This is a genomic window from Nitrospirota bacterium, from assembly GCA_016207885.1.
Lineage (GTDB): Bacteria > Nitrospirota > Thermodesulfovibrionia > UBA6902 > UBA6902 > JACQZG01.
The window spans coordinates 146,481-160,851 of the sequence record JACQZE010000004.1 but is presented as its reverse complement, the minus strand read 5'-3'; the positions used below and the strand labels follow the sequence as shown (position 1 = coordinate 160,851).

At 44.6% G+C, this 14,371-nt stretch carries 11 protein-coding genes; all 11 read left to right on the top strand.

All coding sequences use genetic code 11. The features are described from left to right. The first annotated feature begins 107 nt into the window (after positions 1 to 107). The 11 genes from infB (at position 108) to amrS (ending at position 14,304) form a co-directional block, all read left to right on the top strand. The gene (infB, locus tag HY807_03450) at positions 108 to 2,480 is read left to right on the top strand and encodes a translation initiation factor IF-2 (GenBank protein MBI4825463.1); all 2,373 of its coding nucleotides are present in this window, start codon (positions 108 to 110) and stop codon (positions 2,478 to 2,480) included. Positions 2,481 to 2,516: 36 nt separating this feature from the next. Continuing rightward, positions 2,517 to 2,921: a 30S ribosome-binding factor RbfA gene (gene rbfA / locus HY807_03445; GenBank protein ID MBI4825462.1), complete on the top strand. Its 405-nt coding sequence runs from the start codon at positions 2,517 to 2,519 to the stop codon at positions 2,919 to 2,921. Next, the gene (locus HY807_03440; protein MBI4825461.1) at positions 2,878 to 3,861 is read left to right on the top strand and encodes a bifunctional oligoribonuclease/PAP phosphatase NrnA; all 984 of its coding nucleotides are present in this window, start codon (positions 2,878 to 2,880) and stop codon (positions 3,859 to 3,861) included. Before rbfA ends, HY807_03440 begins: the two co-directional genes overlap by 44 nt. Then, a complete protein-coding gene (truB, locus tag HY807_03435; GenBank protein ID MBI4825460.1) occupies positions 3,845 to 4,747 on the top strand; it encodes a tRNA pseudouridine(55) synthase TruB in 903 nt (300 codons plus the stop codon). Before HY807_03440 ends, truB begins: the two co-directional genes overlap by 17 nt. Beyond that, positions 4,744 to 5,028: a YggU family protein gene (locus tag HY807_03430; GenBank protein MBI4825459.1), complete on the top strand. Its 285-nt coding sequence runs from the start codon at positions 4,744 to 4,746 to the stop codon at positions 5,026 to 5,028. Before truB ends, HY807_03430 begins: the two co-directional genes overlap by 4 nt. 30 nt (positions 5,029 to 5,058) lie before the next feature. Then, entirely contained in the window at positions 5,059 to 7,155 is a 2,097-nt protein-coding gene (locus tag HY807_03425) for a hypothetical protein (protein MBI4825458.1), read from the top strand. Then, positions 7,152 to 8,357 carry an FMN-binding protein gene (locus HY807_03420; GenBank protein ID MBI4825457.1) on the top strand — a complete coding sequence of 402 codons (1,206 nt, stop codon included), beginning with the start codon at positions 7,152 to 7,154 and terminating at the stop codon, positions 8,355 to 8,357. The genes HY807_03425 and HY807_03420 overlap by 4 nt, the downstream gene beginning before the upstream one ends. Before the next feature lie 35 nt (positions 8,358 to 8,392). Next, entirely contained in the window at positions 8,393 to 9,346 is a 954-nt protein-coding gene (locus HY807_03415) for a PAS domain-containing protein (protein MBI4825456.1), read from the top strand. Positions 9,347 to 9,498: 152 nt separating this feature from the next. Next, positions 9,499 to 12,984, top strand: a complete 3,486-nt coding sequence (locus tag HY807_03410; protein MBI4825455.1) for a GAF domain-containing protein — start codon at positions 9,499 to 9,501, stop codon at positions 12,982 to 12,984. A gap of 112 nt (positions 12,985 to 13,096) precedes the next feature. Further along, positions 13,097 to 13,300 carry a hypothetical protein gene (locus HY807_03405; GenBank protein ID MBI4825454.1) on the top strand — a complete coding sequence of 68 codons (204 nt, stop codon included), beginning with the start codon at positions 13,097 to 13,099 and terminating at the stop codon, positions 13,298 to 13,300. Between the two features lie 20 nt (positions 13,301 to 13,320). After that, positions 13,321 to 14,304 (top strand): AmmeMemoRadiSam system radical SAM enzyme, encoded by a 984-nt coding sequence (gene amrS, locus HY807_03400; GenBank protein ID MBI4825453.1) that lies wholly within the window; start codon positions 13,321 to 13,323, stop codon positions 14,302 to 14,304. Positions 14,305 to 14,371: the final 67 nt, after the last annotated feature.

Here is a 14,371-nt window from a genome sequence, read left to right as displayed (position 1 = left end):
TGATAACATTATGTGTTCTTTTGTTACAAGAACTAAATTATAGCAGTTCAGTGTAAAAAAGTCTTTTTTATCCAGACGGCATTTAAGGTATCCGGCAAGGGAGAATAATGGCAAAAAAAAGGGTTCATGAACTTTCAAAAGAGGTAGGTGTCAGCAATAAGGAGATACTTGCCAAACTTAATGAGCTTGGAATTGAGGCCAAATCCCATGCTTCAAGCATAGACGAAGATATAGCCTTTAAGATAATCCAGTTCTTTAATAAAAAAGGCGGGGAAAAGACTGAAGAGCAAACTGTATCAAAGGTTCAAAAAAAGACTACGGCTGCAAAGCAGAAGCCTTCCAAGCCGGATGATAAGGTAAACAAAGAAAATAAGTCAGTTGCACCTGCAAAAATAAAGAAAGCAGAAGAGAAGCCTAAAGATAAAGAGGGAGCAAAGAGAGAAGAAACTGCAAAACCTTCTTTTGTGAAAAAGGCTGAGGAAACGGAAGGGATTTCTAACAAATCTGTTTCTGCTGAAGAAACAGCTAAAATTGAAAAAGCCCGCGATAACAAGTCCAAGTTCAAGAATAAGCCCGGTATGATGAAGGCATTTGACTCTATCCGAAGAGTTGAAGCCGGCAATAAAGGGTTTGCCTTTCAGGCCCATCACAAGAAGGCTGAAAAGAAGCCCCAGTTAAAGAGTGTTGATACGATCGCTCCCCCATTGTCTACACAACCGCGCAAGCGTATTCTCAAGTTCAGGGAAGGCACCACTGTAAAAGAGTTTGCAGAGTTGATAGGCCAGAAGCTTCCGGATGTCATCAAGAAGTTTATGGAGCTTGGATACATGGCCACTATAAACCAGCCTCTTGATGCTGATGCCGCTCAAATAGTTGCAGAGACATATGATATCAAGATAGAGCCCACCAAGGTTGAAAGCGAGGAAGAACTGCTTCAGCTTGCGGATGTAGATGAGGCAGCGTTGATGCATCGTCCCCCGATAGTTACAATCATGGGGCATGTTGACCATGGCAAAACCACATTGCTTGACACCATAAGAAAGACAAAGGTCACAGAGTCGGAATCAGGAGGCATAACACAGCATATAGGCGCTTACAAGATAAAAGTTAAGGAAAAGGAGATCGTATTTCTCGATACTCCGGGGCATGAGGCATTCACAATGATGAGGGCAAGGGGCGCTAAAGTCACTGATATAGTCGTCCTTGTAGTGGCTGCTGATGATGGCGTTATGCCTCAGACGATCGAGGCCATTAATCATGCCAAGGCAGCTAATGTCCCTATTATAGTTGCAGTCAATAAGATAGACAAACCTGAAGCAGATGTCTCAAGGGTCAGGAATGAACTGTCTCAATACAATGTGGTTTCCGAAGCATGGGGCGGAGAAAATATCTTTGTGGAAGTATCGGCAAAGAAAGGGACAGGCATAGAAAGCCTCCTTGAGATGATCCTTCTTCAGGCTGAGGTGCTTGAGCTGAAAGCTGATTATAACAGAGCGGCACGAGGCACGGTCATTGAGGCAAAGCTTGATAAGGGAAGAGGGCCTATTGCCACTGTTTTAATTGAATCCGGAACCCTGAAGACAGGAGATTCATACCTTGTAGGCACGATAGCCGGAAGGGTCAGGGCTCTCCTGGATGACAACGGCAAGAAGATCGATACTGCAGGGCCTTCAACTCCGGTTGAAGTTATCGGCCTTCCGGACATTCCACAGACGGGTGATGTATTTGTTGTTCTTGAGGATGAGAGGAGGGCAAGGCAGATAGCTGTTACCAGGCTTCAGAAGCAGAGAACGGTTGCGGCTCCTATGAAGAAGGTGACCCTTGATGAGTTCTTTGAAAAGGTTAAGGAAGGAGAGATAAGAGACCTTAACATAATTATCAAGGCTGACGTACAGGGTTCTGTAGAAGCGGTCAAGGATTCTCTTGAAAACCTGAGCACTTCAGATGTCCAGGTCAAGGTCATCCATACCGGGGCCGGAGGCATAAATGAGTCTGATATCATGCTTGCTTCAGCATCTAACGCCATAATTGTCGGCTTTAATGTCCGTCCTGATGCCAAGGCTGCCGCACTTGCAGAAAGGGAAGGCGTAGATATTGAACTTTATAATGTTATCTATGAAGCTATCAATGACGTAAGAAAGGCGCTTGAAGGCCTTCTTGCTCCTACGTTTAATGAAAAAGTATTAGGCCGCGCCGAGGTCAGAGGTGTTTTTAAAGCTTCAAAGGTAGGATCTATTGCCGGCTGTTATGTGATTGACGGGATGATGAGCAGGGCAAGTTCCGGCGTAAGGGTTATAAGGGATAGTGTCGTTGTTTATGAAAGTAAGATAGCCTCCTTAAAGAGATTTAAAGAAGATGTCAGGGAGGTTCAGACAGGGTTTGAATGCGGTATTCTGGTGGATAACTTTAACGATATTAAGGTCGGCGATATTCTTGAAAATTATCTGATAGAGAAGGTCGCCACAAAACTTTCTGATTAATATTGAACCCCGATTCAGGCTTCTTGATTTATCATTATGCATCCATTTAAACGTTCAGCAAGGGTAAGCGACCTGATAAAGGAAGAGACTGCCAACATTATTACACATAAACTCGATAACCCTAAACTCGGTTTCTTAACAGTGACAGGCGCAAAGGTCACTGATGACCTCAGGCACGCGACAATATTCATAAGCGTCCTTGATGACTCAAAACGCGGTACCGTTCTTGAGATACTCGCTCACTCCACACCTTTTATAAGAAGCGAGCTTGCGAGGAATATCAGGATGAGGATACTTCCTAAAATACACTTCAAGATAGACTCCGGAGTTGAATACGGCAAAAAGATAGACAAGATACTGAGCGAGATAAAGACCGAAGAGATATTAACAGAGAATAATGAAGATAGCGCCGGAATTAATAAGCCTGATAAAGAAGAGTAATGATTTCCTTATAGCAAGCCATCTGAATCCTGATGGCGACGCTTTAGGCGCAAGCATCGCGCTTGCGATAGCTTTAAAGAGGATGGGGAAAGCTGTGCAGGTCATTAACAGGGACACTGTACCGGCTGACCTCAAATTCCTTCCTTCTTCAGGCCTGCTCACCCAACAAGTTACTGACAAAGAGTTTGATGTTCTCTTCATAGTGGATTGCAATACTATTGAGAGGACAGGCCTCAAAGATCTCAAGGCAAAATCAGTCATCATTATCGATCATCATATACTGCCTGATAATGTCCAGGAGATATGGGATAGTGAAACTATGCTTCATAGCATGGTTGAAACTAAGGCTGCTGCAACAGGCGAGCTTATATTCATGATATTGACTGAACTTGGCGTAGCGATAGATAAAGATATAGCCACAAATCTTTACACGACCCTTCTTTTTGATACCGGAGGCTTCAGGTATTCCAACACGACTCCAGAGGCATTACATATAGCTTCCAGGCTTGTTGCCGCAGGTGCTGAACCATGGTGGATAAGCAGGGAACTCTATGAGAGTGTCCCGTATAACGCCATGCAGCTTCTTGCGTCAGCTTACGCAACAATCGAGAAAGAGGGAGGCATAGCCTGGATCACGGTCACTCAGGAGATGCTGAAAGAGACAGGAACAACGTCAGAGGACACTGAAAACTTTGTTGATCAGCCTCGCAAGATAAAGGGTGTTGAGGTTGCCGTCTTCTTCAGAGAAGACACAAAAGATTTGATCAAAGTAAGTCTCAGGTCAAAAGGCCGTGTTGATGTCCAGAAGATAGTTGCACGTTTTGGAGGAGGAGGCCATGCCCCTGCTGCCGGATGCAGTATAAAAGCCCCGCTACATGAAGTGAAGGGTACAATCCTGAATGCTGTCAGGGAAGCCTTAAAAAATGAACCTCGTTCTTAGCATTAACAAGCCAAAAGACATTACATCCCAGGACGCCGTTACCAGAGTAAAAAAGATACTGAAGCTCAGGAAGGCGGGCCATTGCGGCACTCTTGACCCCATGGCAACCGGCCTGCTTCTCATCTGCATTAACAAGGCAACGAGGCTTGCAACATATCTCTCCGGCTCTGACAAAGAGTATGTTGCTGTCATGAAACTCGGGGAATCAACCGATACGCAGGACGCATACGGAGAGGTGATTTCCAAAGCCGACAGGGTCGATGTAAGTGAGGCGGATATTAAAGCTGTGCTGTCTTTATTCACAGGTCAAATATCACAGCTCCCGCCGATGTTCTCCGCGTTAAAACATAAAGGCAAGCCTCTCTATGAATATGCCAGAAAAGGGATTGATATTGCGCGAACGTCAAGAGAGGTCAATATAAAGAGCATCGAACTTCTGGACTTTCATATGCCGTTTGTTAAGTTAAAGGTTGCCTGTTCAAAGGGCACATATATCAGGACCCTTTGTCATGATATCGGACAGAAGCTCGGAGTTGGCGCCCACATGACAGAACTTCAGCGCACCGCCATAGGGGAGTTCAATCTGAAAGATGCCCTAAAGATAGATGAACTTAAGGATCTGGACCTTGCCAGTTCAGACAACAAAGCGGTCCATACTTTAAACAGCGCATTGAAACATATGCCGGAATTTAAGATAACAGAGGATATGGTGCTTTCTGTAAGCCATGGGAATGCGATCAATATCAGGCAGGGGTCAGAGCTTTCCGATGATATTAAAACAGCTCAGGGGATCAGGATACTATCACCCAATAATGAACTGTTAGCAATAGGCAGATATGACGATGGGAGAAACATTATAAAGATGGATGTGGTGTTTGCTGAATGAAAAAATCAAAGCAGGGCGCAGAGCATGAGCTTATCCTCAAGATAAAGGTAGAACCCCGCTCTTCCCGTTCCTCTATCATAGGCATATATGGTGATGCATTAAAGGTTAAACTTACCTCAGCACCGGTTGACGGCAAGGCAAATAAGGAGCTCATAGAGCTTCTTGCCAAAGAACTCGGCGTCAAAAAAAAGGATGTTGAGATAATGTCGGGCGAGACATCAAAGAACAAGGTTGTGAAGCTGATCGGGATCCAGAGTATAGAGGAAATATTAAATAAATAAAATTTCTATTTTCTGTATCTTTTATAATGTATGATGATGCGGAAACTTCCTGTCATATTAATAGGGACGAACTCAATTCTCCTGCAGATCGTATGCATCAGGCAGCTTCTTTCCGTCTTCTCAGGCAATGAACTTATCATAGGAATTACCCTCGCCGCATGGCTTATCCTTGTAAGCTTAGGCAGCTATATCGGCTCCAACGTTAAGTCAAAATATGCTTTTGTTCTATCTTTTATACTCATCGCATCCATAGCCCAGCCGGCTCTGTTTTTCATTGAGATAATAAGGCCTATACTTGGCTATGGCCTTGGTGAAGTTATTCCGCTGCCTGCTGCGATCGCGTGCATTGCTCTTTCATTATCTTTGCTATGTATAGCCATCGGCGCTCAGTTCCCGCTTGCCGTTTCTTATCTGAAAGATAAGGCGCCTGAGGCCTACAGCTTTGAAGCGATAGGAGCTTTTATCGGCGCAGTAATTTTTACTTTTTTGTTGGCAGGCCATATTGACGCTTATAAGATCGTATTATTAACGGCGATAATCAATATCTTCATCTCGGTCTTTCTTTTAAGAAAAGCTATCCTTCTTCCATTGCTGATATTGCCGTTACTCTTCTATTATGTCGGCGGGCAGGCGCTGAAGCCGCTCCAGTACAAGGGTTTTGAACTTGTAAGCAAGACTGAATCAAGGTATGGGGAGGTCACGGTCTTAAAGACAAAAGGCCAGTTCAACCTTTATTCTTCAGAGAAGTTCCAGTTCTCCTATCCTGATGCGCAGACAGAGGAAATGAAGGCGCATATTCCCATGTCGGTTCATCCTGCTGCAAGAGATGTGCTGATAGTCGGCGGCTCTCCTGCTGTGATAAGGGAATTTCTAAAATATCCTGTCACAAAAATTGATTTTGTTGAGATCGATCCGGTTGTCATCGATGTCTCAAAAAGGTTTCTCAGCGATGATGACCTTATGTATTTAAAGGATGAAAAGGTAAATTTATTTAATATGGATGCCCGCCTTTTTATCAAAAGCGCTGAAAGGAATCAATATGACATGATAATGCTCAACATCCCTGAGCCTGCTACCGCTAACCTCAACAGGTTTTACACGGTTGAATTTTTCAAAGAGGCGAAGGCTGCTCTGAAAAAAGAAGGGCTGCTATATCTCAGCCTGCCTGCATCTTTCGGCTACATCAGCAATAAAATGCAGATGGCTAACGGCTCGGTCTATAAGTCTCTTAATGAGGTTTTCCCTCATGTTGAGGCGTCATCTGAAGAGTACGGGATCATCATAGCTTCCATGAGCCAGGTCGATGTTGATCCCGGCCTGCTCATTAAAAGGTTTGAGGGAGCAGATATCAGCACTGAGCATTTCAGACAGTATATCCTGCAGGATGCCTTTTCTCCACTTCAGGTTGATATGGTAAAAGAAAGGCTCGGCAAGGTGTATGAGATAAACAGCGACAGCCGCCCTGTCTCCTGTCTTTACAACATGATGCTCTGGGCAGATGTGCACAAAGGCAAATGGATTAACCTCTTTCTGAATATGAGCGAGAAGCAGTTATCCCTATTTGTCAGTGTGGTCATGGCCCTGTTAACATCGGTTTTTATCGTCAGGCGTCAGCCTGTATCATACGCCATTTTCACAACAGGGTACTTCACTATGGCCTTTTCTATTATTATAATGCTTACGTTCCAGTCGTTCTTCGGATATATTTATGAAATGATAGGCATGCTCACCGGGACGTTCATGCTTGGTGGCGCGGCAGGTGCCTATGTTATGAGAAATGTTGACAGGCCTGAGGATTGGCTGAAGGCATATGATTCATCTGCTTTAATTCTATTGCTCTTATCAATTTTTATTTTGAAAAATGAGGCTGTATTTTATATGATGTTATTTACCGCGGGATTTATCGGCGGAGGGCAGTTTGCCGTTGCTTCACGTTCAACTTTTGAATCTGCGAACGAAGGGCTTGCCGGGAGGCTTTACGCAGTTGACCTTGCCGGTTCATTTCTTGGCGCATTGCTGACAGCGATATTTCTGATCCCGCTGATCGGGATGCAGAAGGCTGTCTTTTCTTTGATAGTTATGAAGATAACATCTTTAATTTATTTATCTGTATATAAAAAGGCATGAAGAATATCCGGATAAACTTACTCTTTATAACAGCGGCATCGTTTATCATCGGCTTCAGCTTATTCAGGGAGACGAGGGTTGATGAGGGGAGATACCTTTCTGATGTCGCGCCTGAGGCTCTCTTTTCAGCAAAGGCCGGCACCCCGCTTCATTATAGATCTGACAGGGACATCGCTGCTTTCAACTCATATGACGTCGTTCCCGCGATCAAGGGATACGCAGGCCCGATAAAGGTTCTGCTTGCCATAAATGACAAAGGAGAGATTGCGGGTATCAAGCTTCTTGAGCATAAGGAGACCCCAAATTATGTCCATTATCTGATGAGCCCTGATTATCTCAATCGTTTTGTCGGCAAGAATGTAAATGACCCTTTTGAGCCTGATAATGATATTGACGCGGTAAGCAGGGCAACGATCAGTGTTGAGGCGCTTGCGGATACAATTAAGACATCTTCCCGTATGATAGCTTCTCAGGTTTACGGCATTGATGTTAAGGGAGTTGAGCGCAGGAGCGAGGCAGGAACAGGCTGGCTGATCTATCTCGCTCTCTTTTTTGCAGCGTTTGTTCTCTATCTATTCACAAGGAGGTCAAGACGGCTTCTAAGTGTAAGAGATATCTCGCTTCTGCTTGGGATAGCTGTAATCGGTATTTACCTTGTAACTCCGTTTTCAATGCTTCATATCTTTAACATGGTCCTTTTAAGGATATCTTCTTCATATCTATGGTATGCGGTTGTCATAAGTACGTTCCTGTCAATCTTAATTGCCGGAAGGTTTTACTGCGGGTGGCTTTGCCCTTTTGGCGCTCTCAGCGAATATATAGGAAAGATACCTTTAAGCAAATGGGAGATATCATGTGAGACTGATGACAGATGGCGCAATCTCAAGTACATAATTCTGGCTCTTTGCATCGCGGTTGTCCTGATAAGCAGAAGGCCTGAATACGGCAACTTTGAGACATACGTCACTCTATTCTCTATTCATGGTGACTATTTCACATGGACACTTGTAGCATTCATGCTCATTATAAATGTAAGGGTAAGAAGGTTCTGGTGCAGGTATCTGTGCCCTGTAGCAGCGCTGAGCGGTTTATTTTCAATACGTGACGATAGATATGTCAGCAATAAAGACTGTCCGATGGCTAATAAACCGAAGCCTTTGATCTCAGAATGCATCAGATGCAACAGATGTTATAAATTGTAACCAATCAAAATCAATGGGATATGACAGGGGCAGAAGTGACCGATAAGGGTGGGATAAAAGAAGAGCTTATAGCTAAGCTGGAGGAATGTGGATTGATGGAAGCCGTCGGTGTTGCTGTCAGCATTCAGGGCACGGATTTTAAGATTATGTATCAGAATCAGGCGCTGAAAGAACTTAACGGTGAGCATGCCGGCGAGTTTTGTTATAAAGCATATGCGCAGAATGAGAGTGTTTGTGAAGGCTGCGCTCTGGCAGAATGTTTCAGGGACGGCAAAATCCACAAGGTGGAGCAGGAGACGGCGGCCGGCGGCCGGGCACTGATTGTTGAAGTCACAGCATCACCGATAAAAAATTCAGCGGGAGAAATCGTGGCCGGCGTCGAGATCATTAGAGACATTACAGAATTTAAAAAGACGGAAGAGGAACTTAGGAGAGCAAAGGACGAGATCGGGAAGATAGTCGAGGAGCGCACCGCTGAATTGGAATCTGTCGCTCAATTTTTCCATAACGAAGTGATCGAGCGCAAAAAGATCGAGCAGGAACTGCGTACATCAGAGTCGAAGCTGCAAAAACAAAAGAGCGAGTTAGAGAATAAGAACATTGCTCTCAGGGAAATTATAAAGCAGATTGACATAGAGAAGAATAAGCTGAGATATGATATAGAGGTCAATATAAAGAATACCTTGTTGCCCATTCTATCCAGGATTCAGATATGTGACGGGTCAGGCAGATATTATGACCTTTTGAAATTTCATCTCGGAAAACTGGTTTCTTCATTCGGTCGTGAGATAGCAAAAGAGGACTTCAATCTGACCGCGAGAGAGATAGAGATATGCAATATGATAAAGGGAGGCATGAGGAGCAAGGAAATATGTAAACTCCTGAATATCTCTTTTGAGACTGTGGAGAAACACCGTAAAAACATAAGGAAAAAGGTTGGGCTTTCAAACAGGAAGACGAGCCTTTTTTCTTTCCTGCAAAAATTTTAACTGCCTGTCTTTTTTGCTAAACGGGTAGTAACCATACCCGTTTAGTTACCGTTATTTTCTTCTTATAATTTTTAAATACCCCTTGTAAGATATTCTATAACAGATTTACCAATACATCCGGGATTTCTTTTTGCTAAAAGGGAGTTTGATATATGCTGAAGCAGAGAATTAACAGCAAATTCAATATAGACAGCCGGTTCCTTGCCGGGTTTCTACTGGTAGCATTGGTGCCGCTGGCATTACTTGTTTATTTCAGCTATCGAAATGCCGGCAATATCGTAAAGAAAGAAGTGATAAATAATCTCATTTCTATTGCCAACCGGGAATCTATTCATATCAATTCCTATATCGCTGGAAAGATAAGGGGAGTGACTGTGCTGGCGCAAAGTCCTGACCTCATCAATGCGATGGAGGAAATTGACTCCGTTTACATGAAACAGGGCATAAACTCTCCTGAATACCATGCTGTTGAGAAGAGATTCAGGCCGTATTTCACGTTCTTTCAGGAGAAGATCGGATATTTTGACCTCTTTCTGATTTGTCCCAGTGGAGAGGTTATTTTTAGCGTAAAGAGAGAATCCGATATTGCAACAAATTTAATGACAGGGCCTTATAAGGATACAGATCTGGCAAAAGTTGTCGCAAATGCGGCGTCTCTGTCAAAGACAGAGATCTCCGATTTTGAATATTATTTGCCTTCTGGTGAGCCGGTTGCATTTATCGCGGCTCCTGTCATGAAAGAAGGGAAATCAATCGGAGTTGTTGCCATGCAGTTAAGCATTGAGGAATTTCGTGGCATTGTGAATGAATACGCCAGTTTTGGCAGGACGGGCGAGATCGTTCTGGCCGCGAGAAAAGGGAATGAAGCGGTATTCATAACGCCGGTCAGGCATGATCTTCACGCCGCATTTAACAGGAAGGTCGCTATCGGATCGGGGGAGGAATGGCCTGTACAGGAGGCTGTTCAGGGGCGTGAAGGCGCCGGTTTTTCCGTTGATTACAGGGGTGAGGAGGTACTGGCTGTATGGAGATATTTGCCTGAATTAAGATGGGGCATGGTTGTAAAGATAGACACCAAAGAGTCCTTTGCATCAGTTGCCGGGCTCAGGAACTGGGCGATGTTTGTTGGAATTGCAGCCGCATTTTGTATCTTGTTGATAGCGATATTTGTGTCAAGGTTTATTTCAATGCCTATCAGAGCCATGCAGAAGCAGAGTGATGAAACGATCCGGCAGAGTTACGAACTACTGGATTCCATTAATACCATTCAGTCAGGGTTTATCTCTGAAATAAAACCTGAGGCTCTCTTTAACAGGATACTGGACAGCCTTCTTGCATTGACCCGTAGTGAGTATGGTTTTGTCGGAGAAGTCCTTTATTCGGAAGACGGAGCGCCGTATCTGAAGGCATACGCGATCACAAACATAGCATGGGACAATGCCACCAAAGATTTTTATAAAGAAAATATTTCAGCCGGAATGGAGTTCAGGAACCTTGATACGCTTTTCGGGGCTGCCTTAACGTCAGGTGAACCCGTCATCTCAAATGACCCGCCGAATGATCCGAGAAGTGGCGGACTGCCTGAAGGGCACCCTCCGCTTAATGCCTTTCTTGCCATACCGTTCGGCAACAACGGAAAGCTCTTGGGGATGGTCGGGGTTGCCAACTGTGAGGGAGGTTATGATGAGAGCCTGCTGGATTATCTGAAGCCGTTTATATCCACTTGCAAGAATATAATGGGAGCCTATAAAAATGAAGTAAAACGCAGGGACGCAGAGGGGCTGATATTTGAGTCAAAGCTGCAATGGGAAGAGACGTTCAATAATATCACTGACATGGTCACTATACATGACAGAAATTACAATATCATAAGAGCCAACAAGGCGGCGGAAAAGATACTTGGCCTGCCATTTTTACAATCAGAAAAGGCAAAGTGCTTTAAGTTTTATCACGGGGCAGATAGTCCCCCTGAAGGATGTCCCAGTTGCAACTGCCTCAAATCGGCTGAGTCGGTAAGTTTTGAAATTTTTGAGCCGCACCTGGGAAAGTTCATCGAGGTGAGGGCAATGCCGAGATTTAACGGCAGCAATGAACTTGTCGGGCTTATTCATATTGTCAGAGACATAACAGAAAAAAAACAGGCGGAGGAGAAATTAAAAAAGAGTGAATCCAGGCTCAGCGAGGCCCAGCAAATAGCCAAATTAGGCAGTTGGAAACTTGACCTCACGGAAAATAAACTGGAGTGGTCGGACGAGGTCTTCAGAATATTTGGTTTTACGCCAAATGAGTTCGGCACAACTTATGAAGCATTTTTAAATTCTGTTCATCCTGAAGACAGGGACTTTGTCAACAGGTCTTATAACGATTCGGTAGCGAACAGGACACGCTATGATATCTTTCACAGGGTGTTAAGGCCTGACGGTGAGGTCAGGATCGTTCATGAAAAATGCGAGCATACTTTTGATGATGCAGGAAGGATAATATGTTCTACAGGCATAGTTCATGATGTCACTGAGCAGAAGCTGTCTGAGAAAAAGATTGAAGCTCATCTTAAACAGGTAGAAGCGCTCAGAACAATCGATATGGCCATAACTTCAAGTCTTGACCTTCGTGTCACACTCAGCATCCTGCTTGAGCAGGTTGTAACCCTGCTGAATGTTGACGCGGCCGACATTCTTCTGAGAAACCCTCATGAACAGGTGCTTGAGTACGCGTCAGGAAGGGGTTTCAGAACACAGGCTCTAAGGCAGACCAGGCTGCGCATCGGTGAGGGAAATGCGGGCAGGGCGGCCATGGAAAAACGTATAATTACCATACGTAACATGGGGGAAGCGGGACAGGATTTTATTCAGTCTCCGTTACTTGCTGATGAAGGTTTTGTCACCTATTATGCCGTGCCTCTGATAGCCAAAGGGTATGTGGAGGGTGTAATTGAAATATTCCACCGTGCGCTTCTCGAACCTGATCAGAACTGGCTGGATTTCCTTGATACTTTGGGACGGCAGGCTGCAATAGCGATAGATAATTCCACTCTTTTTCATGAGCTTCAGCATTCCCGCGATGAACTGATTGTTGCTTATGACCGTACTATTGAAGGGTGGGCAAAAGCTCTTGATCACAGAGACAAGGAGACAGAAGGGCATAGCAGGCGTGTAACAGATATGACAGTGAAAATAGCAAAAGAGATGGGCATTATCAATGCCGAACTTGTGCATGTGTACCGGGGCGCGCTCCTTCACGATATAGGAAAACTCGGTGTTCCTGACGGCATTCTTTTAAAACCCGGGAAACTGAATGATGAAGAATGGGCGGTGATGAAACGTCATACGGTAATAGCTTATGAAATACTCTCTCCAATCCCTTATCTGCAGGCTGCTTTATTCATACCTTATTGCCACCATGAGAAGTGGGATGGAACAGGGTATCCCCGTGGGCTCAGAGCTGAAGAGATCCCTCTTCCGGCGCGCATCTTTGCAGTTGTTGATGTTTGGGACGCTTTAACCTCGGATCGCCCGTACAGACCTGCGTGGCCTGATGATAAGGCGCTGGAATTTATTAGTTCAGAGTCAGGCAGGCATTTCGACCCTGAAGTTGTTGAGACCTTTTTTAAGATGAAGCTGAGTTTGACAGCTTTGTAACACTTCTACCATAAAGCGCGGCGTATCACCGCGTGCTTTCTCCGATTTCAGTACCTTTCTGCACAGCAGGGCATTCACATATCTGTATTCGTCAATGTGATATTATAGCGTTATGAAAGATGATAAAAAGTTCAGGACATTTATCATTATAGTCACTATATTCGTTGTCGTTATCTTGTCATACAATGTCACGCAGGAGTTCTTCAGGACTGAGATCGGCGGATACATGAAGAGAAAAGTATATTTTGAAGAGGTGATCTCGACAAAGAAGCTCCCTATGCATCCGGCAAAATACTGGAAAGAGATCAAGGAGTAACTAAAAGAAACTGATAAAATATGAATATGGGCACAAAGATAAAATGCGAACTTTGCCCCACGGAATGCGAGCTTTCGAACTTTGAAATTGGCGGGTGCAGGGTGAGGATAAACAAGGATGGGGCTCTTTACAGCCTTGTGTACGGCAACCCCTGTTCTGTTGCTGTTGATCCGATAGAGAAAAAACCTTTTTTTCATGTCCTTCCCGGCAGCGCCGCGTTCTCTGTAGCAACTGTCGGATGCGTGCTCAGCTGCAAGTTCTGCCAGAACTGGCAGATATCACAGGGAAGGCCTGAGGAGTCTGACAACAAAGACTTACAGCCTGATGAACTTGTGAGCAAGGCGCTGGCGTATAACTGCAAAAGCATAGCATACACCTACACAGAGCCTGCGGTCTTTTATGAATACATGTACGACACCTCTCAGATATCGAAGAACTACGGAATGCTCAATACGATGCATACCTGCGGGTATATAAATAAGGAGCCGTTAAGGGAATTATCAAAGTACATGGATGCTGCCTGCGTTGACCTCAAGGCGTTCACAGAGGACTTCTATGCAAAGATCTGCGGCGGCAGGCTGAAGCCTGTGCTTGACGCTCTTGTGGTACTGAAGGAGGAAGGCGTCTGGACGGAGATAGTGAACCTTGTGATACCTACGCATAATGATGATCCGAAGCAGATAGATGCTATGTGCAGGTGGATAGTCAAGAACCTCGGCGAGGATACGCCCATACATTTCTCAAGGTTCTTTCCTTATTACAAGCTTAAGAACTTGCCGCCAACTCCTTTTGAAACACTTAAGATCGCATGGGAGACCGCGCGCAATGCGGGGCTGAAATATGTGTATCTGGGCAATGTAAGGTCAAATGCTGAAAACACCTACTGCCCGGCATGCAGAAAGATTATAATAGAGAGAGTCGGCTATCAGGTGAAGCATGTCAATATGATTGACGGCAAATGCATATTTTGTAATGCCGTGATAGCCGGATTATGGGAGGTTTGAGATGAACAGGAGAACGTTCTTGAAGTTCATGGCTCTTGGCGGGCTTATCAGCTCGCTGACTAAAAAA